This window comes from Nitrosomonas sp. Is37 (assembly GCF_033063275.1).
Taxonomy (GTDB): domain Bacteria; phylum Pseudomonadota; class Gammaproteobacteria; order Burkholderiales; family Nitrosomonadaceae; genus Nitrosomonas.
This window is the reverse complement of record NZ_JAWJYP010000012.1, coordinates 63238-85319: the sequence shown is the minus strand read 5'-3', so window position 1 is coordinate 85319 and position 22082 is coordinate 63238. Positions and strand designations below refer to the sequence as shown.

At 40.4% G+C, this 22082-nt stretch carries 27 protein-coding genes and 1 tRNA gene; 10 read left to right on the top strand and 18 right to left on the bottom strand.

Annotated features, from left to right (window positions below; all coding sequences use genetic code 11):
• Nucleotides 1-86: 86 nt before the first annotated feature.
• A complete protein-coding gene (locus R2Q26_RS07530; RefSeq protein WP_317535727.1) occupies nt 87-236 on the bottom strand; it encodes a hypothetical protein in 150 nt (49 codons plus the stop codon).
• On the opposite strand from R2Q26_RS07530, the gene alr reads away from it, so the two are divergent.
• The gene (gene alr, locus R2Q26_RS07525; RefSeq protein ID WP_317535719.1) at nt 197-1288 is read left to right on the top strand and encodes an alanine racemase; all 1092 of its coding nucleotides are present in this window, start codon (nt 197-199) and stop codon (nt 1286-1288) included. The two genes, R2Q26_RS07530 and alr, sit on opposite strands and share 40 nt — an antisense overlap.
• Nucleotides 1289-1326: 38 nt before the next feature.
• Here the strand turns inward: alr and R2Q26_RS07520 are convergent, their stop codons facing one another.
• Nucleotides 1327-2085 (bottom strand): peptidyl-prolyl cis-trans isomerase, encoded by a 759-nt coding sequence (locus R2Q26_RS07520; protein ID WP_317535718.1) that lies wholly within the window; start codon nt 2083-2085, stop codon nt 1327-1329.
• Nucleotides 2086-2288: 203 nt separating this feature from the next.
• Nucleotides 2289-2591, bottom strand: coding sequence for a YciI family protein (locus tag R2Q26_RS07515; protein WP_090566205.1), 303 nt, complete (start codon nt 2589-2591; stop codon nt 2289-2291).
• Nucleotides 2592-2908: 317 nt separating this feature from the next.
• Here R2Q26_RS07515 and R2Q26_RS07510 point away from each other — a divergent pair, with 317 nt between their 5' ends.
• The gene (locus tag R2Q26_RS07510) at nt 2909-3856 is read left to right on the top strand and encodes a DnaJ C-terminal domain-containing protein (protein ID WP_317535717.1); all 948 of its coding nucleotides are present in this window, start codon (nt 2909-2911) and stop codon (nt 3854-3856) included.
• On the top strand, nt 3857-4180 hold the full coding sequence (locus tag R2Q26_RS07505) for a chaperone modulator CbpM (RefSeq protein ID WP_317535716.1): 324 nt from the start codon (nt 3857-3859) through the stop codon (nt 4178-4180).
• A gap of 89 nt (nt 4181-4269) precedes the next feature.
• Here the strand turns inward: R2Q26_RS07505 and R2Q26_RS07500 are convergent, their stop codons facing one another.
• The 4 genes from R2Q26_RS07500 to R2Q26_RS07485 form a co-directional block, all read right to left on the bottom strand.
• On the bottom strand, nt 4270-5214 hold the full coding sequence (locus R2Q26_RS07500; RefSeq protein ID WP_090566157.1) for an alpha-L-glutamate ligase-like protein: 945 nt from the start codon (nt 5212-5214) through the stop codon (nt 4270-4272).
• 3 nt (nt 5215-5217) lie between these two features.
• Nucleotides 5218-6744, bottom strand: a complete 1527-nt coding sequence (locus tag R2Q26_RS07495) for an inactive transglutaminase family protein (RefSeq protein ID WP_317535715.1) — start codon at nt 6742-6744, stop codon at nt 5218-5220.
• Nucleotides 6741-7364: an ATP-dependent zinc protease gene (locus tag R2Q26_RS07490; protein WP_317535714.1), complete on the bottom strand. Its 624-nt coding sequence runs from the start codon at nt 7362-7364 to the stop codon at nt 6741-6743. Before R2Q26_RS07490 ends, R2Q26_RS07495 begins: the two co-directional genes overlap by 4 nt.
• Nucleotides 7365-7454: 90 nt before the next feature.
• Nucleotides 7455-7528 (bottom strand) — tRNA-Gly (locus R2Q26_RS07485).
• 62 nt (nt 7529-7590) lie between these two features.
• On the opposite strand from R2Q26_RS07485, the gene thiS reads away from it, so the two are divergent.
• From thiS to R2Q26_RS07465, 4 genes are all read left to right on the top strand, one after another.
• Nucleotides 7591-7794 (top strand): sulfur carrier protein ThiS, encoded by a 204-nt coding sequence (gene thiS / locus R2Q26_RS07480; protein ID WP_090566149.1) that lies wholly within the window; start codon nt 7591-7593, stop codon nt 7792-7794.
• An 86-nt stretch (nt 7795-7880) separates the two neighbouring features.
• Entirely contained in the window at nt 7881-8672 is a 792-nt protein-coding gene (locus tag R2Q26_RS07475) for a thiazole synthase (RefSeq protein WP_090566202.1), read from the top strand.
• Between the two features lie 42 nt (nt 8673-8714).
• Nucleotides 8715-9386, top strand: coding sequence for a tRNA (guanosine(46)-N7)-methyltransferase TrmB (gene trmB / locus R2Q26_RS07470; RefSeq protein WP_317535713.1), 672 nt, complete (start codon nt 8715-8717; stop codon nt 9384-9386).
• A gap of 303 nt (nt 9387-9689) precedes the next feature.
• Nucleotides 9690-10967, top strand: coding sequence for a flavin-containing monooxygenase (locus R2Q26_RS07465; protein WP_317535712.1), 1278 nt, complete (start codon nt 9690-9692; stop codon nt 10965-10967).
• 12 nt (nt 10968-10979) lie between these two features.
• Here the strand turns inward: R2Q26_RS07465 and R2Q26_RS07460 are convergent, their stop codons facing one another.
• From R2Q26_RS07460 to map, 6 genes are all read right to left on the bottom strand, one after another.
• Nucleotides 10980-11360, bottom strand: coding sequence for a formate/nitrite transporter family protein (locus R2Q26_RS07460; RefSeq protein WP_411182329.1), 381 nt, complete (start codon nt 11358-11360; stop codon nt 10980-10982).
• Nucleotides 11361-11461: 101 nt separating this feature from the next.
• Nucleotides 11462-11776, bottom strand: a complete 315-nt coding sequence (locus R2Q26_RS07455) for a formate/nitrite transporter family protein (protein ID WP_317535710.1) — start codon at nt 11774-11776, stop codon at nt 11462-11464.
• A gap of 66 nt (nt 11777-11842) precedes the next feature.
• The gene (hemW, locus tag R2Q26_RS07450; RefSeq protein ID WP_317535709.1) at nt 11843-13090 is read right to left on the bottom strand and encodes a radical SAM family heme chaperone HemW; all 1248 of its coding nucleotides are present in this window, start codon (nt 13088-13090) and stop codon (nt 11843-11845) included.
• A gap of 35 nt (nt 13091-13125) precedes the next feature.
• Nucleotides 13126-13719 carry an RdgB/HAM1 family non-canonical purine NTP pyrophosphatase gene (gene rdgB / locus R2Q26_RS07445; protein WP_317535708.1) on the bottom strand — a complete coding sequence of 198 codons (594 nt, stop codon included), beginning with the start codon at nt 13717-13719 and terminating at the stop codon, nt 13126-13128.
• 7 nt (nt 13720-13726) lie between these two features.
• Nucleotides 13727-14449, bottom strand: coding sequence for a ribonuclease PH (gene rph, locus R2Q26_RS07440; RefSeq protein ID WP_317535707.1), 723 nt, complete (start codon nt 14447-14449; stop codon nt 13727-13729).
• Between the two features lie 49 nt (nt 14450-14498).
• The gene (gene map, locus R2Q26_RS07435; protein WP_317535706.1) at nt 14499-15308 is read right to left on the bottom strand and encodes a type I methionyl aminopeptidase; all 810 of its coding nucleotides are present in this window, start codon (nt 15306-15308) and stop codon (nt 14499-14501) included.
• Nucleotides 15309-16022: 714 nt separating this feature from the next.
• Between map and R2Q26_RS07430 the strand changes: the two genes are divergently transcribed.
• Complete coding sequence (locus R2Q26_RS07430) at nt 16023-16700, top strand: c-type cytochrome (RefSeq protein WP_317535705.1); 678 nt, start codon at nt 16023-16025, stop codon at nt 16698-16700.
• An 81-nt stretch (nt 16701-16781) separates the two neighbouring features.
• Here R2Q26_RS07430 and hemL read toward each other — a convergent pair whose 3' ends face one another.
• The 3 genes from hemL to thiD are packed head-to-tail and all read right to left on the bottom strand — an operon-like array spanning nt 16782 to nt 19573.
• Nucleotides 16782-18065, bottom strand: coding sequence for a glutamate-1-semialdehyde 2,1-aminomutase (gene hemL, locus R2Q26_RS07425; protein WP_317535704.1), 1284 nt, complete (start codon nt 18063-18065; stop codon nt 16782-16784).
• 14 nt (nt 18066-18079) lie between these two features.
• Nucleotides 18080-18733, bottom strand: coding sequence for a thiamine phosphate synthase (thiE, locus tag R2Q26_RS07420; protein WP_317535703.1), 654 nt, complete (start codon nt 18731-18733; stop codon nt 18080-18082).
• A gap of 9 nt (nt 18734-18742) precedes the next feature.
• Nucleotides 18743-19573 (bottom strand): bifunctional hydroxymethylpyrimidine kinase/phosphomethylpyrimidine kinase, encoded by an 831-nt coding sequence (thiD, locus tag R2Q26_RS07415; protein ID WP_317535702.1) that lies wholly within the window; start codon nt 19571-19573, stop codon nt 18743-18745.
• Nucleotides 19574-19625: 52 nt separating this feature from the next.
• Between thiD and R2Q26_RS07410 the strand changes: the two genes are divergently transcribed.
• Both R2Q26_RS07410 and gloA read left to right on the top strand, forming a co-directional pair.
• Nucleotides 19626-19814: a rubredoxin gene (locus tag R2Q26_RS07410; protein WP_090566115.1), complete on the top strand. Its 189-nt coding sequence runs from the start codon at nt 19626-19628 to the stop codon at nt 19812-19814.
• Nucleotides 19814-20197: a lactoylglutathione lyase gene (gene gloA, locus R2Q26_RS07405; RefSeq protein ID WP_317535701.1), complete on the top strand. Its 384-nt coding sequence runs from the start codon at nt 19814-19816 to the stop codon at nt 20195-20197. The genes R2Q26_RS07410 and gloA overlap by 1 nt, the downstream gene beginning before the upstream one ends.
• Nucleotides 20198-20376: 179 nt before the next feature.
• Here the strand turns inward: gloA and R2Q26_RS07400 are convergent, their stop codons facing one another.
• A complete protein-coding gene (locus R2Q26_RS07400; protein WP_317535700.1) occupies nt 20377-21084 on the bottom strand; it encodes an SAM-dependent methyltransferase in 708 nt (235 codons plus the stop codon).
• Nucleotides 21085-21222: 138 nt separating this feature from the next.
• Nucleotides 21223-21606 (bottom strand): Co2+/Mg2+ efflux protein ApaG, encoded by a 384-nt coding sequence (gene apaG / locus R2Q26_RS07395; protein ID WP_090566106.1) that lies wholly within the window; start codon nt 21604-21606, stop codon nt 21223-21225.
• Nucleotides 21607-22082: the final 476 nt, after the last annotated feature.

Sequence of the window (22082 nt, the reverse complement as noted above, 5' to 3'; positions counted from 1 at the left end):
AATAATCCATATTACTAGTTTAAAGTGGAAAAATTAGCTGTCCGTAATATAATTCAATCAACTTGTATCTGTTATAACCTATTGATTTAATCAAATATATCTTTCTTTTTTTCTTGTACCCTTGCAATCTCTTCTAAAGAAATAGAATAAAATTCAAGCAATTGAGATAAAGTTATCTTCCAAATAAATAATATCAATGCCTCGCCCAATCCATACACTGATTGATCTTTCAGCACTTGAGCATAATCTTTGCATCGTACGCAAACATGCACAAAATGCACATATCATGGCAGTAATCAAAGCAAATGCTTATGGGCATGGCTTACTCAATACTGCAAGCGCTCTAAAAGCCGCGGATGCTTTTGCTGTTCTTGAACTCGATGCTGCTGTACGCTTAAGAGAAGCAGGTATTTATCAACCTATTTTGCTTCTTGAAGGTTTTTTCTCTGAAACAGAGCTAGCAATTATAAGGCAGTATCAATTAAGTACAGTAATACACAATCATGAGCAATTGGCTATGCTCTCCTCAACAAAACAAAAAACTAAGATAAATATATTTCTTAAAATCAATACAGGAATGAATCGTCTTGGTTTCACACCCGAGGAAGGATTAGCCGTACTTAACACGCTAAGGATTAATCCGTATATCAATCAAATTACGTTAATGACACATTTTGCCTGTGCAGATGATCCCTCTAAAAAAGACGAAGTCAATCAACAACTCAAACGTTTCCGCTTATTTTTTGGAAAATATCATCTGCCATGCTCATTGGCAAACTCTGCAGCAATTTTACAATATCCAGAAGCACATGCTGACTGGGTACGTCCTGGCATTATGCTCTATGGTGCATCCCCTCTGATAGATAAAACCTCTTCAGAGCTGGGTTTACGCCCTGTCATGACGGTATCAAGCAGAATAATTGCCGTACAACATATTGATGCAAAAGAAAAAGTTGGATATGGTGGTCAATTTCAGGCCGAACAACCAATGCATATTGGTATCGTTGCATGCGGTTATGCAGATGGATATCCACGACATGCGCCCACAGGAACACCGGTACTTGTCAATGGGCAGCGTACACGTATAGTTGGACGTATATCCATGGACATGCTAACTGTTGATCTTACTGGGGTTAAAAATGCTAATATTGGGAGCCCAGTAATTTTGTGGGGAAACGAGTTACCAATAGAAGAGGTAGCAAAATCTGCAGGCACAATCAGTTATGAATTGTTTTGTGCTTTATCCTCAAGAGTTAAGGCATTAACAGTAACAAACGAGAATCAGTAAAGCCTTTTAACTTCACTGACTCCCAAGCAAAAATATGTTTATTCAACTTTAGCTTTACCACGTAAATCTTGCACAGTTGTAGCAAAGTTTCGCTGTAATACACGTTGCTGCATATTCGATTTTACTTCTTCAAATGGAGGTGTGACTGCAGTACGTACATCTTCTAGGCGAATTACATGCCATCCGAAAGAAGTTTGCACCGGTTTTTCAGTCGTACTTCCTTTTTTGAGGTTCTGCAAAGCTTCCGCAAAAGGCTTGACATAGGCTGCAGCTGCGCTCCATCCTAATTCACCCCCATTGTTTTTACTACCGACATCAATTGATTTTTCTCCTGCCAGTTTCTCGAAAGAAGCGCCTTTTTTCTTAAGAGAAGCAATGATATCTTTGGCTTCTGCTTCAGTTTCAACCAGGATATGACGAGCTTTATATTCCTTATCACCCATCTGTGCTTTCACAGCATCATATTCACGTCGTAATACATCGTCACTCACGGTATTATTTTTGATGTAATCAGCCTGATAGGCTCTAACTAATATCGCCTGACGCGCAAGTTCGGTTTGAGTTATCACATCCGGATCCCGATCAAGTCCTTTCTTAAGAGCCTCTTGCACAATAATCTCCTCCGCTATGAGATTCTCGCGCAGAGCATTTCTCATTTCCGAAGATTCAGGTTGACCTTGAGCTACAGCCGCTTTGACCATAAAATCAAGCCTCGCCTGCGGAATGACTACTCCATTCACTTTTGCTACAGCAGCAGTCGATTGGGCATGAAGAGAAGTGACAATAAAACTCGACATACACACTGGTATTAACAATAGAATTTTTATTAAGCGCATGCAGCTACCTCTAAGTAATTTAAAATTGATATAAATTTATTTATACAAGATTACGCTCTAACAGTATGATTGACTGTAAGCGTGATTCTTTGCATATTATAGGCATAGGTAACATAAAATATCTGATAATCCTTATTAATGAAACCTCTTATATTTAATTTGGTTTAATCTGGTAAAACTTTTTTGAATGGTTTAACAGTTACTTTTGAATATACTCCTGAGGTAATATAAGGATCCGCTTCCGCCCAAGATTGCGCTGCTTCAAGTGAAGCAAATTCTGCCACAATTAAACTTCCTGAAAAGCCGGCAGGCCCAGGGTCGGGACTATCAATTGCAGGATAGGGTCCTGCAAGTATAAGTCGCCCTTCATTTTGCAATGCTCTGATGCGCTCTAAATGTGCTGGTCTGGCTATCATGCGCTTTTCAAGGCTATCCGGAGCATCTTCCCCATTTATCACATAAAACATCATATTAATTACCTATTTTTATTAATTTATCTTTAATCTTATATATCAATTTTTTAAACCATTTAGGCTAAAATAATTATTAGTAAATTAGAAATTATTTCATATTAATTTAAATAGAGATTATAAAAATCTCTTAGGATTCAATTTTTATACTTTACATTGATTTATCATCAACTAATAGATTAAAAAGAATTATTAAATACTTACTTAATTACATTAAATAGGATTTGGCTTAAACGAATATAGTGTTAGATTTAAATTTGATTTTAACTGGGAAATCTTGTGAATTATAAAAAATAAATTGAATATAAAGTAAAGTGGAATTCAAAGATTACTATAACATTTTGGGCATCAAACGAGATGCCACACAAGACGATATTAAACGCGCCTATCGTAAGTTGGCACGAAAATATCACCCAGATGTCAGTAAAGAACCTGATGCCGAGAACCGTTTCAAAGAGATTGGCGAAGCATATGAGGTACTTAAAGATCCTGAAAAACGTGCTGCTTATGATCAATTAGGCAGCAGTTGGAAAAGTGGTCAGGAATTTCAACCTCCACCTGGATGGAATCAGGGTTTTGAGTTTCATGGTGGTGGCTTTACCCAAGCAGATGCTTCAAAATTCAGCAACTTTTTTGAAGCATTATTTGGAAGCCGCTTCACTGCCAATAGGAAGAATCGTGATTATGGTTTCAATGTACGCGGCGAAGATACACATGCCAAAATATTCATTAATCTTGAAGATGCTTATCATGGAGCAACTCGTACTATCACACTCCAGCACACCGAGATAGGCTCTGATGGGCGACCACAGATCAAGGAGCGTACATTAAATGTGCGAATACCAAAAGGAATTCGTCAGGGTCAGCTTATTCGTCTCGTAGGCCAAGGTAGCCCAGGTGTAGGCCAAAGTAGAGCCGGAGATCTTTATTTAGAGGTAGCATTTCAACCGCATCCTTTCTATAAAGTTGAGGGAAAGGATGTGTTTCTCGAACTTCCTGTTACGCCGTGGGAAGCCGCGTTGGGGACAACAATCAAAGCTCCTACTCCAGCGGGTATTGTTGATTTGAAAATACCTCCTGGCAGCCAATCTGGGCGCAAACTACGCCTGAAAGAACGAGGTATTCCAGGTCATCCACCTGGAGACTTATACATTATATTGCAAATTGTTTTGCCGTCAGCTGATAGCGAGCAAGCTCGCATGCTATACCGAGAAATGGAACAAAAACTGGCATTCAATCCGCGCTCCAGATTGGGGGTATAAATGACAATAAATCATGATGCAATCGATGGCATTATCGTTGAAGATGATATGGAATTTTCTCTCGGGGAGTTAAGTCATATCTGTGCGGTCAATGCAGAGTGGATCATTTCTTTAGTTGAAGAAGGAATTCTTGAACCAATGAATATCACGTCCAAACAGTGGCGCTTCAGTGGTGCTTGTCTACGACGCGTTCAGGTTATTCAGCGTTTACAAAAAGATCTTGGCGTTAATCTGGCAGGCGCCGCATTGGCGCTCCAGCTTCTTGAAGAGGTCGAAATATTACGCACTCGTTTAAGTATGATCAAGTCCAGCGATATTGGATAGTCTAAAGTAAACCCATTGTCACCTAAGTAAATAGGCAAGAATCCAAGTTAGCATGGGTTAACACAACTAACTGTTAGAAAGCAGGCTTTCTATATTCGTAGATAAAGATCCTGAGCAAGAGATGCTCGTTCTTGCGCCGAAACAGGAATTTCAGTGAGTTGATCAATATAATCAAGACGTTTTTGCATACCTATTCCATTAGCAATTTGAATGGATAAACCAGGCCTTGCGTTCAATTCCAGTACCAAAGGACCAAGTTCACGATCCAATACAACATCAACTCCTAGATAACCTAATCCGACTAGTTCATAACACTGGGATGCCAATGTTAATAGCTTATCCCAGTGAGGTATTTTAAAACCTCTAATGTTGGCACCAGTGTCAGGGTGTTGTTCAACTGGATGGTTTTGCCAAACAGCATTCGTAGTATGTCCGGTTGCCAAATCTATTCCTGCTCCCACTGCACCTTGATGTAAATTTGCCTTACCGTCTGACATACGTGTAGGTAAACGCACCATTGATGCAACAGGTATCCCTCTGAATACTACGGTACGAATATCTGGCACTCCACGATAACTAATTGATTCAAATAATGGATCAAACTTTACTCTGTATTCTATGAGAGCCTGATCTGGTTGACCACCGAGGCTATACATGCCACTTAAAATATTGGAAATATGATATTCCAGATCTTCCTCTGTCAACAAACTACCATTGTTATGCTGATAGCGATCATTGATTCGTCCAATAATCACATAAATACCGTTACCCCCCGAGCCGTGTGCCGGTTTAACCACGAAATCTTTATGCCCACTTACAATATCGGGAAGATTACCTATGTCGTGCTCGATTTCAATAACACCATACAACTCAGGTACAGCAATTCCTGCTGCAATTGCCAGTCGTTTGGTGCGAAGCTTGTCATCGACCAATGGGTAGAGGGAACGTTCATTGTAACGTAAAATGTAATCAGCATTTCGTCGGTTTATCCCAACAACACCCGCTTGCTTTAGATTTAGTAAGGTTCTGAGCATTTTTTAGCGTTTGGCTAAAGCCCGGAAGCGCCACAGCTCTGTCAATCGATATCCGGAATACCGACCAAATAATAGCATGGCTGCCAATACAACAAGTAATAATTCAGGAAATACAAATATTAAATGTTGTAAAGCATCGATATTCATCACCAGATAGCCAATCGTTGCCACCAGCAAGCTTCCTGCGCCCTGTTTAAATGCTTCTGCAGGACCAGCCTCATCCCATGTGAGAGACATCCGTTCTATGGTCATAGTCATGATTACCATTGGAAATAATGCTACTGATAGCCCCATTTCAAGTCCAAGTTTGTGCATGATAACGCTGATACTCGCCATGAGAAGCACTACCATCGTCAACACAGAAGCCAATCGCGGAATAAGCAATAGCTTCAATCGATCTACATAAGCACGCAATAATAGCCCTAATCCAACAATCAAACAAAACAGCAGTAACCCCCAGGCCAGCTCTGTCTCTCGGAGAGCCAGTGCGATCAATACCGGCATAAATGTCCCAAAGGTTTTAATCCCAATTAGATTGCGCATTAAAACGACAACAAACGCCCCTAAAGGTACCATTAGTAATATCTTATATACATTCTGACTTTGAACCGGCAATGAATATAAGGAAAACTCCATCAGATGTGATCCTTTGAACACCGCACGTGATTCTGCAATATCCACCAATTCCCGTAGTGTTTTTGCTACAGAAAATTGAAGACCTATTTCATTCCCCCCCTCGACAGAAAACGTTTTCTGATCGCCAATTTGCCATATGATAAAATTAGAAGGCAGACCTTCCTGACCATCCTTTATATTGAGTGTGCGCCACTGCTTACCATTATGAACTTGTATCCAGGACTCCAATTCAGAATAACGCCTACCATCTTCTAGACGAAGACCTTGAATAATTCGAGTAGGAATGCGAGCTCCTGCTAAAATCCAGTGAATACCTTTAGCAAGATTACGGGAATTATTTATATGCTCAAGCAGCAATTTTAGCTCTGGTGCTGGTGATGTAGCGTTTAATTGCTTAATGACTTGTTGTGCAAAAGAAACCGTATCTGCAGATTGCTGTCGAGCCTTATCGAGCAGCCCTTGGATAATTGGTCGGAAATTTTCAGGATAATCTGGTATTGATGGATAAACTGGCGGTTTACCTGAATCGGTTGTCTTTTCAGCATCCTCGTATATTATTGCGCGATAGAATAATAATTGTTTTCCTTCCGCGCGCCGCTTTGCCCACAGAGCTGTACGTCCACTATCGTCTTGTTCAATTGCCAATCCATAATTGGCTGCGACAAAATCCTCGTCCAGAATAGTATAGCCAGAAGGATTAAAAAGGAGCGGTAAACTCACTTTTACGCTGGTATCGGGTTTTGCGCGAAAAATAATACGCGCTTCTACATTCCAGACTTCTGCTTTCTCAGAAGCTGTTAGAGGCAATCCCAGTGTTGTTACTTTATAAGTAGCTAAACCTAGCCCTATCGCACACAATACTATAACCAGGAGTAATAAATGAAGCTGTCTCATTCAGGGATAGTCAACTCATCTGGTTGATCATGCTTTTTCTTCTTTTTCTTTACGTGACCGCAATCAGCCTTACTAAGATGAGTGCGCGACGAATCAACCAGAGCAACACCCGCAAGCGCTCTGCGTCCAAGCAGAATGGGATAATTTAAGGCTCGACGATCGATAAGATTAAATTCAACATTACGTACTTCGTTTGCTAAACAAATGTCCATCGCAACAACAAGGCGTACTTGTGGAATTCCGCTATGTTGTTTTATCTTATGTGAACGAAGGATAGGACGTTCAATTTCGATAGTCCGATTAGGTTTACCCTTTTCAGTTCCAAAATCGAGAGTAAATCGCACCCAATCTTTATTTCCTTTATTAAATTGATGAATATCACGTGCGCTCATGGACGAGGTATTTGCCCCAGTATCTATACGGGCAAGCATTTTCAGACCCCATGGCTCCAATCGAATAGATTCTACCCATCCAAGGATATGTCGCAGCTCAGGTTGATCGGTTTTATTATCACGTAGCTCAGGCTGATCGGTTTTATTATCACTTAACACTGAATCGCTTGCTACTAGCAAAACAATTGCTAAAAAACAGTAGAACTGTCCCTGTAGGATTTTAATCATCAAGACGATCCGAGATTATTTGATCAAAATACTGATATTATATTATCAATAAGCCACACCCCGCATGCTTTTATTGCCATAAAATGACAATGGAGCGGGTGAAGGGAATCGAACCCTCGTCGTAAGCTTGGGAAGCTTCTACTCTATCATTGAGCTACACCCGCATGATAAAATTATATAATTAAATGAATCTTTGAGTTTACCTTACACTAAAAACGTATTTCAAATGTTACAAGTCACCATTAATGGTCAACCTCAGCATTTTGACAACTCTTTAAGCCTTCAGCAACTAGTTGAACACCTGTCGCTACAGAATAAGCGTATCGCTATCGAGCGTAATGGTGAAATCGTCCCTCGAAGTCAATTTTCCGAACAAACACTGTCTGATGGAGATCAACTAGAAATTGTTGTGGCAGTGGGTGGAGGATAATTTTTTACATTAATTCGAATATCAAATCAATATCAAACGTTTTGCTATTCTACATGCAACCTACAATTTCAATAAAAGCTGATTTCATGGATGATTTCATCGTTGCTGATAAACATTACTCATCCCGACTTTTGGTCGGTACTGGCAAATATAAAGATTTCAACGAAACCCGGGCTGCCATTGAAGCCAGTGGCGCACAAATCATAACCATAGCAATCCGGCGGACTAACATTGGACAAAATCCTAACGAGCCCAATCTGCTGGATGTTCTGCCACCGACTCAATATACATTGCTACCTAATACTGCTGGTTGTTATTCAGCAGATGAGGCAATCCGCACCTTACGGCTTGCAAGAGAATTGCTTAATGGACACTCCCTGGTAAAACTAGAAGTACTCGGTGATCCAAAGACATTATTCCCTAATGTGGTAGAAACCATTAAGGCTGCAGAAATTCTTGTCAAGGAGAATTTTCAAGTAATGGTTTATACCTCGGATGATCCTATTGTTGCTAAGCAGTTGGAAGAAATTGGTTGTGTCGCCATTATGCCTTTAGCGTCACTAATAGGATCTGGAATGGGTATTCTCAACCCATGGAATTTGCAGATTATCATTGATAACACCAAAATCCCTGTTTTGGTAGATGCCGGTGTTGGAACTGCATCTGACGCAGCAATCGCGATGGAACTGGGCTGTGATGGTGTGTTAATGAATACTGCTATCGCTACTGCACAAAATCCAATTATGATGGCCTCAGCCATGCGTAAAGCTGTAGAAGCAGGCCGCGAAGCCTATCTAGCGGGGCGCATGGCAAAAAAACCTTATAGCGCAAATCCAAGTTCACCGCTTGAAGGCATTTTACCAGCCCAGTCGAAGTGATCTTTCATCTAACTATATAAAATTAATTTAAACGACGATATTTTGTCATCAGTGAGCTCTATTCGTAGTTATGTACTTCGCCAGGGCCGTATCTCAAATGCCCAGCGCAATGCCTATGAAACGCTGTTACCAGAATTCGGAATTCCTTTTTCTACAAAACAACTAAATCTTGAAAAGGTTTTTGGACGCAGCACCCCCAAAATTCTGGAAATAGGCTCTGGCATGGGAGAAGCCACAGCCACTATTGCTCAACAACACCCCCAAAATGACTATGTAGCGCTAGAAGTTCATACACCAGGAATAGGTAGTCTACTTAGTCAAATCAAAATACTTGAATTGACGAACTTACGCATTATTCAACATGATGCAGTCGAAGTTTTGCAGCACATGTTGCCAGCTGAATCACTCGACGGTATTCATATTTTTTTTCCCGATCCCTGGCCCAAAGCGCGACATCATAAGCGCCGGTTAATTCAACCTGCTTTTGTTTCACTTTTATGCAAATATTTGAAATCCGGTGGTTATATTCATGTTGCCACCGATTGGAAAGACTATGCTGAGCAGATTTTATTTGTTCTTAATAACGAAGTATTCCTTACCAATACGACAACTGATTTCGTCGTGCGCCCCCAATATCGCCCACTCACAAAATTTGAGCAACGTGGTTTACGATTAGGACATAGCGTGTGGGATTTAATTTTTACCAGAAAATAACGTCAATACAGGTTTCTTTTTGAATCCGCTCCTTATTGCAAAACCAGATAACTCTCAGCACTCTTTTATCCTATCCCATTCAACTTCAGATACTGCTGATCAAAATTATTGTTATCCTGCTTTTACTGCCTTTGCTATAAAGTGGTTCTAAGTAATACGATGTATTTATGTGTACGCTGTTTAGTTAAATTTGTGCGGTCAGCTAGAAATGCTCATGTACTCCACCCAGGCCCTGACCGGAAAGTCTATAATAAAATCACATACTCCATCCCGTCCTACTGAGAAATCCAAGTTTAATAGTTTATGAGAATTGCTATTATCGGTGCAGGCTGTTCTGGCCTGACTACCATAAAAAATTTGATTGAAGCTGGTCTAGAAGAAATTACTTGCTTCGAGAAAAATGACCAGATTGGTGGAAATTGGATATTTACGGCCAACAAGAGCCATAGCAGCATTTGCGAAACAACTCATATTATTTCCAGCAAATCGATGTCGCAGTTCAGCGACTTCCCGATGCCCGATGATTATCCTGATTATCCAAGTCATCAGCAGGTACTTGCATATTTTCAAGCCTATACCAAGCATTTTCATCTGGAAAAATATATTCGATTTAATACTACTGTGCTCCATGTAGAAAGAATCGAAAAAGAAGGCTGGCGGCTGTATCTGAATGATGGTACCAGGGCAGATTTTGATTATCTTTTGATAGCCAATGGCCATCATTCGGTACCACGCTCCCCTTCTTGGAAGGATGATTTCATGGGAGAATATCTACATGCCCACGACTACAAATCGAATCGGGAATTTGAAGGCAAACAGGTATTGGTAGTGGGTGCTGGCAACTCTGGCTGTGATTGTGCTGTTGAAACTAGCCGTGTTGCTGCACGAGTGGATATCAGTCTCCGCTCCCCACAGTATATTATTCCCAAGTTTGTTATGGGACAACCTACCGATTCTTTCGCTGCTTCATTTCAATGGTTACCACAAAATATCCAAGACATATTCCAGAAGATTTCTCTTCGTATTCAGATTGGACGCTACCGTGATTATCAATTACCCAAACCAGATTTTTCACCCACCCAAGCCCATCCCACCATCAACTCTGAATTACTAGACAAAATACGGCATGGGAAAGTACATCCCCGTCAGGGGATCAAAGAAATTTCAGGCCAAACCGTATTTTTTGCTGATGACTCTTCTGCTAGATACGACGTGATCATAGCGGCCACCGGTTATAAGATTAGTTTTCCTTTTTTTGATTCGACTTTCATTAACTGGGAAAATGTAACCAACATTCCGCTCTATCTTCGGATGTTTCATCCTAAGCACCCCACTCTGATTTTTATCGGATTGATTCAACCACAGGGCTGCATATGGCCACTTTCTGAGATCCAAGCCAAGCTAACTGCTCAACTGATTACCAATAAAATACAACTCCCAATGAACTGGCGTGAACAGGCATACATTGAAGGTAAATATTTAGAACAGCAATTTATCCGACACCCACGCCACTCCATCGAAGTGCACTATTTTCCGTATTTAAAGAAACTGTACCAAGTACTCCGGCAAAACCGGGGGTAACTTAATTGAACATTATTCTTTATGTCTTGCGCCTGTCAAATAAAGTGCAAAACCGGTAAAAATCATTCCTCCTACGATATTACCCAAAATGACTGGAAATCCATTCCAAAGCCACCAGTCAGTAATCGTAATGTTTGCCCCTAATAACATACCTGCAGGGATGACAAACATATTTACAATGGCATGCTCATAGCCCAATGCAAAAAAAGTCATGATAGGTAACCAAATGGCAGCAATTTTGCCACCCGTCGTGGTTGACGTAAATGCGATAACAGCACCTAATGCCATCATCCAGTTACAAAGTATCGCGCTGGTAAACGCAGAAATAGTGCCACCTAATCCGATGTCAGCATAAGCAATTGTTTTTTGCTCAGCTGTTGCTACTATCCTCATCGCCATATCGATGGTTGTGGGATCAATATGACCTGCTTTGGTTACTACCAGAAAAAAAGAAATGCATACGATACACTTCCTATTAGATTACCAATCAATACCTAGAACCAGTTATGAATCAGGCGGTTGAATTGAGCTCTGCCATCCTTGACGGCAATGGGTATTAAAGCAAAATTTCCAGTCGCCAGCTCAAGTCCGCGGAGAACAATCATGACTAGACCGACAGGAAAAATAATGGTGCCGGCAATACCCAGTCCAGTTTGTGTCGTAGCGACAGCAGCGAGGCTCGTTGCATAACCGAGGAAAGCGCCAGCTAAAGAACCACGAATCAGCATATCCTTAACTGAAAGCACTGCTTTTTTGGCGCCTACATTCAGCATATTCTCGACAACATCTTCGAGTTTCACGTAAGCCATTAGATTTACCCTTGCCGGTTATACTTCTCTGGAATTACAAAATTTGATGATTAAGAATAATTTATATTAATCATTGATCTGGATACAATTTTTACGCTTTTCTGGTAAAAAAATCTGCAGTAAGTCATTCAAAAAACGTCTACCGGTTAACGATGGCATGATGCAATGATGATCCCAGCTGATTAAACCTCGTTGCTCTGCTTCTTTCAGTTGTTGTTGGATAGCGGTAATGGGCAAGCCAGTTCGTGCCTGAAAGCTTTCGACCTGGAAGCCACTGATTAAACGAAGCGCATTCATCATGAATTCAAATGCTCGATCTTCCCCTTGAATTTCGTGTTCAGATTGTATCGGATCACCTAAGGCGCCATCCTTGGCTAAAATTTTCGTAAGATATTGCCTGGGTTGTTTATAGCGCATTTGTCGTATTATCTTATGCTGGAAGCTAATTTTACTGTGCGCCCCCGCACCGATCCCCAAATAATCGCCAAATTGCCAGTAATTTAGATTGTGACGTGATTGATAATTAGGCTTGGCAAATGCCGAAATCTCGTAGTTTGCGTAACCCCGACTTGATACTGTCTGTTCAATCATCAATTGCATCTCTGCAGCGAGATCATCATCTGGCAACGTAGGGGGAAAGCGATAAAATAGCGTATTAGGTTCCAGTGTCAGATGGTAAGCTGATATATGTTGAACCCCTGATGCGCATGCAAATGCAATATCATGACGTGCTTCTTCCAAGGTTTGATCTGGTAATGCATACATCAGATCAAGGTTCACGTTATCAAAATTTTTTAATGCAATCTCGATTGCATGATGCGCTTCTTTATCATCATGTATTCGCCCCAGTGCTTGCAAGTGCCTGGGATTGAAGCTTTGAACACCGATAGACAGACGATTGATCCCCGCAGCACGGAAATCTGCAAATTTTTGTGCCTCGAACGTACCGGGGTTGGCTTCCAGTGTAATTTCGGCAGAAAGCTCTAGTGGCAATAGCATTCTTACGTGGGTAAGAATTTTATCAACAGCTTGTGCGCTTAATAAACTAGGCGTCCCCCCCCCCAGAAACACGCTGCTGACAGGTCGCCCCCAGATTTGAGGTAATGCCATTTCCAGATCACGGATAAGTGCTGATACATACTCATCTTCAGGCAATGCATTCCCCTTTTTGCCAATTTCGTGCGAATTAAAATCACAATATGGGCATTTTTTAACACACCATGGAATGTGAACATAAAGGCTCAATGGCGGTAAAGCTGTGAGTTTGGGCGATTGCGTACTAAATAGGGATGAAACAGAAATAGTTGCTGTCATGATCAATCAAATGCTTATTCTCGATGCAAAAATGATCAGAGTTTAGTAAACGCGAGAAACTCGCTTAACTTTCTGAGCGCTTTTCCACGATGGCTGATCAGATTCTTTTGCTCCATGGGAAGCTCTGCCGCTGTTTTATTCAATTCGGGCAAGAAAAAATACGGATCGTATCCAAACCCCCCTTCCCCACGCGGCTCCAGCATGATCTCGCCATGCCAGCTACCATCGGCGATAATTGGCTGTGGATCGTCGGCGTGCCTTACCAAGACGATAATACAATAGTAATAGGCACGCCGATCTGGTTGATTTTTCAATATACTGATTAGTTTTTGATTGTTACGTTCGTCTGACCTAGACTCCCCTGCATAGCGGGCAGAAAATACACCGGGCGCACCGCCCAGAACATTGACACAAATACCAGAATCATCTGCAAGTGCAGGTAAACCAGTAACTCGGCTAGCGTGACGTGCTTTGGCAAGCGCATTCTCAACAAAGGTGCTGTAAGGCTCTTCAATTTCAGTCACCCCTAAATTCGATTGGGGTATGACTACAATTCCAAGCGGCGCAAGTAATTGTTGTATTTCTCTTAGCTTGCCTGAGTTATTACTAGCAATGACGAGCTCTTGCATAGTTTAATTAATCCAATGCAAGTACCGTTTTTTGCAAGGTGATCAGTTCCTGTATTCCCTGTTGAGCCAAATCTAACATAGCATTCAGCTCTTTCCGACTGAATGCTGCGCCTTCAGCGGTTCCTTGTACTTCTACCAAATCGAGACTTCCTGTCATCACAACATTCATATCAGTATCACAAGTAGAATCTTCGGAATAATCCAGATCAACCAAAGGCACACCATCATGCATGCCCACTGAGATAGCTGCAACGTGATCTCGAATTGGATTGCTTACGATTAAGTGCTGTGCCAGTAGAAATTCGACTGCATCATATAGCGCTACAAATGCACCAGTAATACTTGTTGTCCTGGTTCCACCATCTGCTTGTATGACGTCACAGTCAATCTGAATGGTTCGCTCTCCTAATTCCTCCAAATTAATGATTGAGCGTAATGCCCGCCCTATCAAGCGTTGAATCTCCATGGTACGCCCTGATTGTTTGCCTTTTGCAGCTTCTCGCTGCATACGCTCATTCGTCGAGCAGGGCAGCATACCATACTCAGCAGTCAGCCATCCCTGCCCTGATCCCTTAAGAAAGGGAGGAACTTTGTCGGCAATACTTGCAGTACACACGACTCTGGTATCTCCACATTCAATGAGTACAGCTCCTTCAGCATGCTTGGTATAACGACGAGTAATCTTGACCGGGCGAATTTGAGTAGTAGCACGATTATTTTGACGGAACATTATTGGAATCTGTTATCAAAGATTTTTTATATACAATTAAGCCAGGTATTCAGGTAGCAAAACGATAAGAGGTTGGTTTGGGTGGAGAGCCTGTTGATATTGTTAATATCTCATAACCATTCTCGGTAACCAACACTGTATGTTCCCATTGGGCTGATAAGCTGCGATCTTTCGTAATCACTGTCCAACCATCAGGTAGCGCACGGATGGCCGCCTTACCCGCATTGATCATAGGTTCTACTGTAAAAATCATGCCGGCTTTAAGCATCAGACCTGTTCCAGGACGACCATAATGAAGAACCTGGGGATCCTCATGAAATTTTGCACCAATACCATGACCACAAAATTCTCTTACTACGCTATAACCCGCACCCTCAGCCATGCGCTGAATGACATGACCAATATCGCCCAAATGTTTACCAGGCCTGATTTCTTCTATCCCCCGCCACATCGATTCATAAGTCACCTCACACAAGCGCCTGGCCTGTATCGATGGTTGTCCAACATAATACATGCGGCTGGTATCACCATGATATCCATTATAGATTACCGTCACATCAATATTGACGATATCCCCCTCTTTCAATTTTTTATCTCCTGGTATGCCATGACAAACCTGATGGTTAACTGAGGTACAGATTGATTTGGGGAAAGGACTATACCCTGGGGGAGCATAATTAAGTGGCGCAGGTATAGTTTTTTGAACATCGACCATATAGTCGTGGCAAAGCTTATCAAGCTCACCAGTCGTAATACCCGGAGCAACATAAGGTGTAATGTAATCAAGCACCTCAGACGCTAATCTTCCGGCTATCCGCATTTTCTCAATTTCTTCAGGAGTTTTTATATGAACCGTCACAATATTTTTTCTCAATAATCCAATTATTACATAACAAAATTCTTCATTTTTTATATTTTAGAGCTTATTTCTGTCACTAAAGTACTCCCATTCTAGTATTTCCAGTTTACTATCAGGAAACTGTTGGACGAACATAAGAGTTTTTTTACTTCTTTAAGGGAATTGAGAAGAATAAATTTTACTTGCTCAAAATTCAATTTATTAATATTTATGTTTGAAATACCCTTGCTTTTCAGTTCCTTCATCAATTGCGCCACTACTGACTGGTCACGTAGTATGTCGAATGATAGGGTATAAGGTATATTAAATTTCCACTACTTATTAATTTGTCTTTCGATTTCGCATTCTGTGGTTTGAGAAAAAGAAGTTTACCCATACTTAACGATCTCTCCTGCAGGCAACTCACTTAAATAGCTGCCTACTCTATTTTTAGAATATCTGCTCTGACTCGATACAAATCAATACCAAATATATTTTATATTTTGCATGCTACTCTCGAAGATAACAATTTTATTTTTTCTGGATGTCATTGTAAGACATGCACTTTTATTTATCTGATTTGATCCTAGCTGAATAATCATCAAAAATTTCCTCTATTAACAAACATTAATGAGAAGAAAAATATTTTCATTCTGATGGATTATTAACTATAACCGTTTACTGTTATTAATAAACCTTGTTAGAATGCGGGTTAAATTCAGCGCTTTTCTTTTTATGAAAACCTTAAAATCATCAATCCTTCTAAATATGAAAGTCATTAAAAATACTGCAGTCATTTTTGCATTTATATTTTCACATCAAATTTTTGCCGATACGCCTGGTACTCATGGTGATCCTGAAAAAGGCAAAGAAATTGCTATGGGTGTTTGCGCTGGCTGCCATAATGCCGATGGCAATAGCGTTATTCCAAGCAACCCGACTCTTGCTGGCCAGCATGCGGAGTATATCACCAAGCAACTAATGGATTTCAAGGTAGAAGGTGATTCACCTGCAAAACGTGATAACCCGGTGATGGCCTCTATGGTTGCAGCACTCACTGCGGATGATATGAAGAATCTCGGTGCTTATTATGCTCAACAAAAAACCAAACCTGGAATCATTAGTGATGGTGATAAATCATTACTAGAAATAGGTAAAAGAATATATAATGGTGGCAATTTAGAAAATAATGTGCCAGCTTGTTCCAGCTGTCACTCCCCTAACGGAGCAGGTATCCCTCCTCATTATCCTAAACTGGCAGGCCAGCAACCAGCCTATACGGTTTCACAATTAGAAGCATTTTATCAGGGAGCTCGCGCTAACGACATTAATAGCTCCATGCAAAAGGTGGTATTACGCATGAGTGCGAAGGAAATAAGAGCTGTAGCCGAATATATTGCAACGTTACAATAAACTGAGATTCTGCTGTAAAAGTAAGTATAGTTTTATATTAAAAAATTGTTAAATTACCCCTGATGGGGTAATTTAACATTCCTATACCCAAGAACTAAAAATTCGTTCAGCTGCAAACAATGTTTTGTCAATGTCTTCGCTATTGTGTATAGCAGAGACAAAACCAGCCTCAAACGCAGATGGTGCAAAATAAATCCCCTCTTGTAACATAGCATGGAAAAAGCGATTAAATGCTTTTTTATCGCATGCCATTACTTCTGCAAAACTCTTGGGCAGTTCTTTACAAAAATATAAACCGAACATGCCACCAACAGATTGGGCACAAAAATTCACACCGTATTTGTTCGCAACGACTGTCAAACCCTGAGTCAGCTGTTGCGTTTTAGCTGCAAGCGTTTCATAAAATCCAGGCGCTTGCACTTCGCGAAGCGTTGCCAATCCAGCTGCAACCGCAACAGGATTACCAGATAAAGTACCTGCCTGATATACCGCACCAAGTGGAGCCAGGCACTGCATAATATCCCGTCGTCCTCCGAATGCAGCCAGAGGCATACCCCCACCTATCACTTTACCTAGTATCGTAAGATCAGGTTTAATCTGATAAAGTCCTTGGGCACATTCCAGACCAACGCGAAAACCTGTCATTACTTCGTCAAAAATCAGGACGCTACCATGTTGCGTGCATAGCCTTCTTAAGGCTAATAAAAAATCTGGCTCTGCTTTTACCAGATTCATGTTCCCTGCCACTGGCTCAACGATAGCGGCGGCAATTTCCTTGCCAAATTCATTAAAGGTTTTTTCCAGACCAGCAACATCGTTATAGCTTAGTACAATGGTATGTGCTGCAGTTTCAGCTGGAACACCTGCTGAGCTAGGATGACCAAAGGTCAATGCACCAGAACCCGCTTTTACCAACAGGGCATCATCATGACCGTGATAACAGCCCTCAAATTTAATAATATGACTTCTACCTGTATAGCCACGTGCTAAGCGAATAGCACTCATTCCAGCTTCGGTACCTGAACTCACCAACCGCACTTGTTCTATCGAAGGAAGCAATTTGCAAAGCAGCTCAGCAATTTCTAGTTCTGTTTCAGTAGGAGCACCAAAGGATAATCCATTCTGTGCTGCTTCCTGAACTGCTTTGACCACTTTGGGATGAGCATGACCAAGGATAAGCGGTCCCCATGATCCGACATAATCTATGTAGGATTTTTCATCTACATCCCAAAAATAAGCACCTTGGCCACGTTTAAAAAAAACAGGCGTGCCACCAACAGATTTAAAAGCGCGCACAGGTGAGTTAACACCCCCAGGAATATATTTCTGGGATAATTCATATAATTGTTGATTAAGTGAAGTCATTTACTTACTCGTCATTAAAATGATGGAGAAAAAGCCTGTTCAGCCCTCAAAAATAACTGGTTAAATTTTTTTGCAACAGATTGAATATTCTGAGTACCAAATAACCCATGACTAACAGCAATAGAATCACTTCCATGAATGATGAGTGAAGCAGCATTAGCCAAAGTAATGCCACCAATTGCAACGATGGGAATGTTCAGTTTCTTCTTTGCCTCAGACAACAAATCAATTGGTGCTCTTACCGTATTAGTTTTAGTTTTTGAGTGAAAAAAAGCACCAAATGCAACATAATCAGCGCCCTGTCTTTCTGCCTCAAGAGCCAGCTCCAGCTGATTATAACAGGACACGCCAATAATTTTGTTTTGCCCTAGATAATTTCTAGCATCAATAATAGTGATATCTTCTCTTCCAATATGTATTCCGTCTGCATCGACTTCTATAGCCAAATCATAATGATCATTAATGATTAAGATGGCACTATATTGCTTACAAAGCTTGGATAGCGCGCTTGCCTGAGTCAGGCGCAGCCTGTAATCAGCGATTTTATTTCGATATTGAACATATTGAATACCAGCTGTGAGTGCCTGACGCGTCATCACACATAGTTGTGTTGTATCCGTAATATCAGGTGTAATGGCATATAAGCCATTAATTTCGTGAGATATCATTAAAAGCAGCTATTTTTTCTCTTCTAGATCACTCTCATCACACGCCCAGAAGAATCTATCTGGCAAATATTGACCCATCCCAGGACGAAACCCTGATTTAAGTGCATGCCAAGTATAATCTTGTGCTTCATAAACACTTTCAGCAATAGGCAATCCATGTGCGAGAGAAGCGGCAATCGCTGACGAGAGCGTACACCCCGATCCGTGATAAGAACCTGGTAATCGCTGCCATTCATCCGCACGGATAACTCCGTTAGTATCATATAGCGTATTAATTACCTTAGTTGTATTTTCATGAGTACCCGTAATCAGGGCATATTCACATCCCATCTGTAATAACCGCTCGGCACTCTGTTTTAAGTCAATAACCTCTAATTCATCCTCATTCTCAAGTACCAATCGCCTTGCTTCTATACTATTTGGCGTAATAATCGTAACTTGTGGAATTAATAAATCGCGTATGGCCGTAATTATTTGCTCATTAGCAAGTGGATCGCCGCGACCAGAAGCAAGCACCGGATCAAGAACCGCTGGAATATTTGGATAATCAGCAATCACTTCAGCAATGGCTACGACAGCTTCAACACTGCCAAGCAAGCCTATTTTGAAAGCATCTACTGGCATATCTTCTAGCACGATACGAGCCTGATCTGCAACCCACTCAGAATCCAGCGCCATTATATTCTCAACGCCAACAGTATCTTGGATTGTTACCGCGGTAATAACTGAAAGTGGATGACAACCCATACTTGCTAATGTGAGAATATCAGCCTGTATACCTGCTCCGCCGCTCGGATCGCTTGCAGCAAATGATAATACTTTTGGGGGTGGTTGGGACATGCAATAATACCGTAAAATATAATTTTAACTTAAAAGGATATTTTGATCTATCATGCCTACCGATGAAAATCAGATTTATCACCGATACATGTGTTTGATCTGTGGTTATATCTATGATGAAGCCGAAGGTTCACCTCACGAAGGAATTCCTCCTGGAACACGATGGGAAGATGTACCCATTAATTGGACTTGCCCTGAATGTGGCGCACGTAAAGAAGACTTTGAAATGGTAAAAATATAATGCGCATACTTCACACGATGCTGAGGGTAGGAAATCTCGAAAAATCTATTCATTTCTATACCAAAATTCTGGGTATGAAAGTTTTGCGCCAGAAAGAATATCCAGATGGAAAATTCACATTGGTATTTGTAGGTTATCAAAATGAATCAGAAAATGCTGTTTTAGAATTAACTTACAATTGGGGTGTAGAAAAATATGATCTTGGAACAGCATTTGGTCATATTGCAATAGAAATAGATAATGCTTATGAAATGTGTGAAAAAGTAAAAAATTTAGGGGGAAAAGTAACGCGTGAGGCTGGCCCAATGAAACACGGCTCTACTGTCATTGCATTTATTGAAGATCCTGATGGTTATAAGATTGAGTTTATTCAAAAAAAGTAAATGAATCAATTTCAATATAGTGGATAGGCTTTATAAGGAACATCAAACTATTAAATTGCTGTTACCAGGATTAAGAATGATGCTAAAAGATGTTTAGCATATACGAATAATTAGCTGATTTATAAATCAATGGTAACAGCAGCACTCATTTTTGCTAGCTGACAAGAGAATTTTTCAAATTATCTGCGCAATAAAAAAACCGCAGGTTTCTTATTGATTTCTGGTAGGTAACTTCTCCATTCCTTGATTTTCTTTGTAGCAATATATTCATCTTTTAAAGTAAGATTACTGGCAATACATAAATCGGTTTCATCATTGCAGTTCTGGATTAGTATCTCCAACAATTTCTGATTTCGATATGGCGTTTCTATAAAGATTTGGGTTTGATTAGCCCTTGCTGATTCTTCCTCTAATTGGATAATTGTTTTGAGACGCAGTTCGTTTTTTATGGGCAAATAACCATGAAAACGAAAACTTTGCCCATTCAATCCAGATGCCATTAACGCTAATAAAATGGATGATGGCCCCACAAGCGGAACAATAGGCACATTCTTTTGATGTGCAATTCGCACAAGATTTGCTCCTGGATCAGCAACGGTTGGACAACCCGCTTCAGATAATAACCCTATATCATTTCCTGCAAGTAATGGCTGAAGTAGTCGGTCTAGCTCATTAGATCGAGTATGCTCATCTAATACCTGCATCTCAATCTCCTGTAAAGGTCGCATACCTTCAATTCTCTTCAGGAAATGTCTAGCAGACTTTGGATGCTCAACAATAAAATATTTGAGACAGGTAATACGCTGCTGCACATTTACAGGAATGATGTCAGCAAGCTCTGCTTCTCCCAATGGGGCTGGTATAAGGAAAAGTGTGCCAGGATGCATACTATGCAGACTGTCTCCAACTAATTTTGCTGTCAAATTTTAGAAACGAAATTTCCTTGCTATAAGAATTATCCAAACAGCATCTTTGGAAAAAACATTTATCGAGGAAGCTCAGGGTCACTCTGATTTGTTAGAAATTTAATGAAGCACTCTTGGAACACTCAAAATGAATTCAGGAATATCTACGGTAAAATGAAAACCATCCTCAGCGACCATCTGATAACTTCCCTTCATTGTGCCGGCTAGGGAGGGAATCATTGTACCACTTGTATATTCGAAACTATCACCAGGTTTAATCAGTGGTTGCTCTCCCACTACACCTAAGCCTCGTACCTCATGAATATTACCATCTCCACTAGTAATGATCCAATGGCGGCTTATTAATTGCGACGCCACATTTCCTGTGTTGGAAACAGTAATGGTATAAGAGAATACGTGGCGATCCGCTTCTTCATCTGATTGTTCGGGCAGATATGCGGTACTGACCGATACATTAATATCGTATTTCTTTTCGTCATTCATAGCTTATATATTGCAAACTATTTTCCAAATTGGAATAAATTATTAACCTAAATTTAGTTATTTCTAAAAAATCATATTAAATTACCAAAGTAATTGGTAATTTCCTGAATAATATATGCCTAAGGATAGCTTTTAAGAAATGTGTAGAAATACAGTACTACAATATGAACTCGAAATGCGGCAACAAGCGATTCTTTCTGAAGTTATTTAACTATATAAAAATATATACAAATCTTTTAAATCTAATACATAAATTGGCAATATAAATCATCATTACTGTAATAATAGTATATGTAAACCTTATTCATGTGAAGGTTTTTAATGTAAAATTAAAGACATTATTACCATCGTATTGAGTAAACTATTTTCTCCAGAAAGCAGCTGTAAATATAATCAAAAGAGTATAAAACTCTAGTCTTCCCAGTAACATGGCAAAGCTACTGAACCAGATCTGGAAATCTGTCAAGGAAGCATAG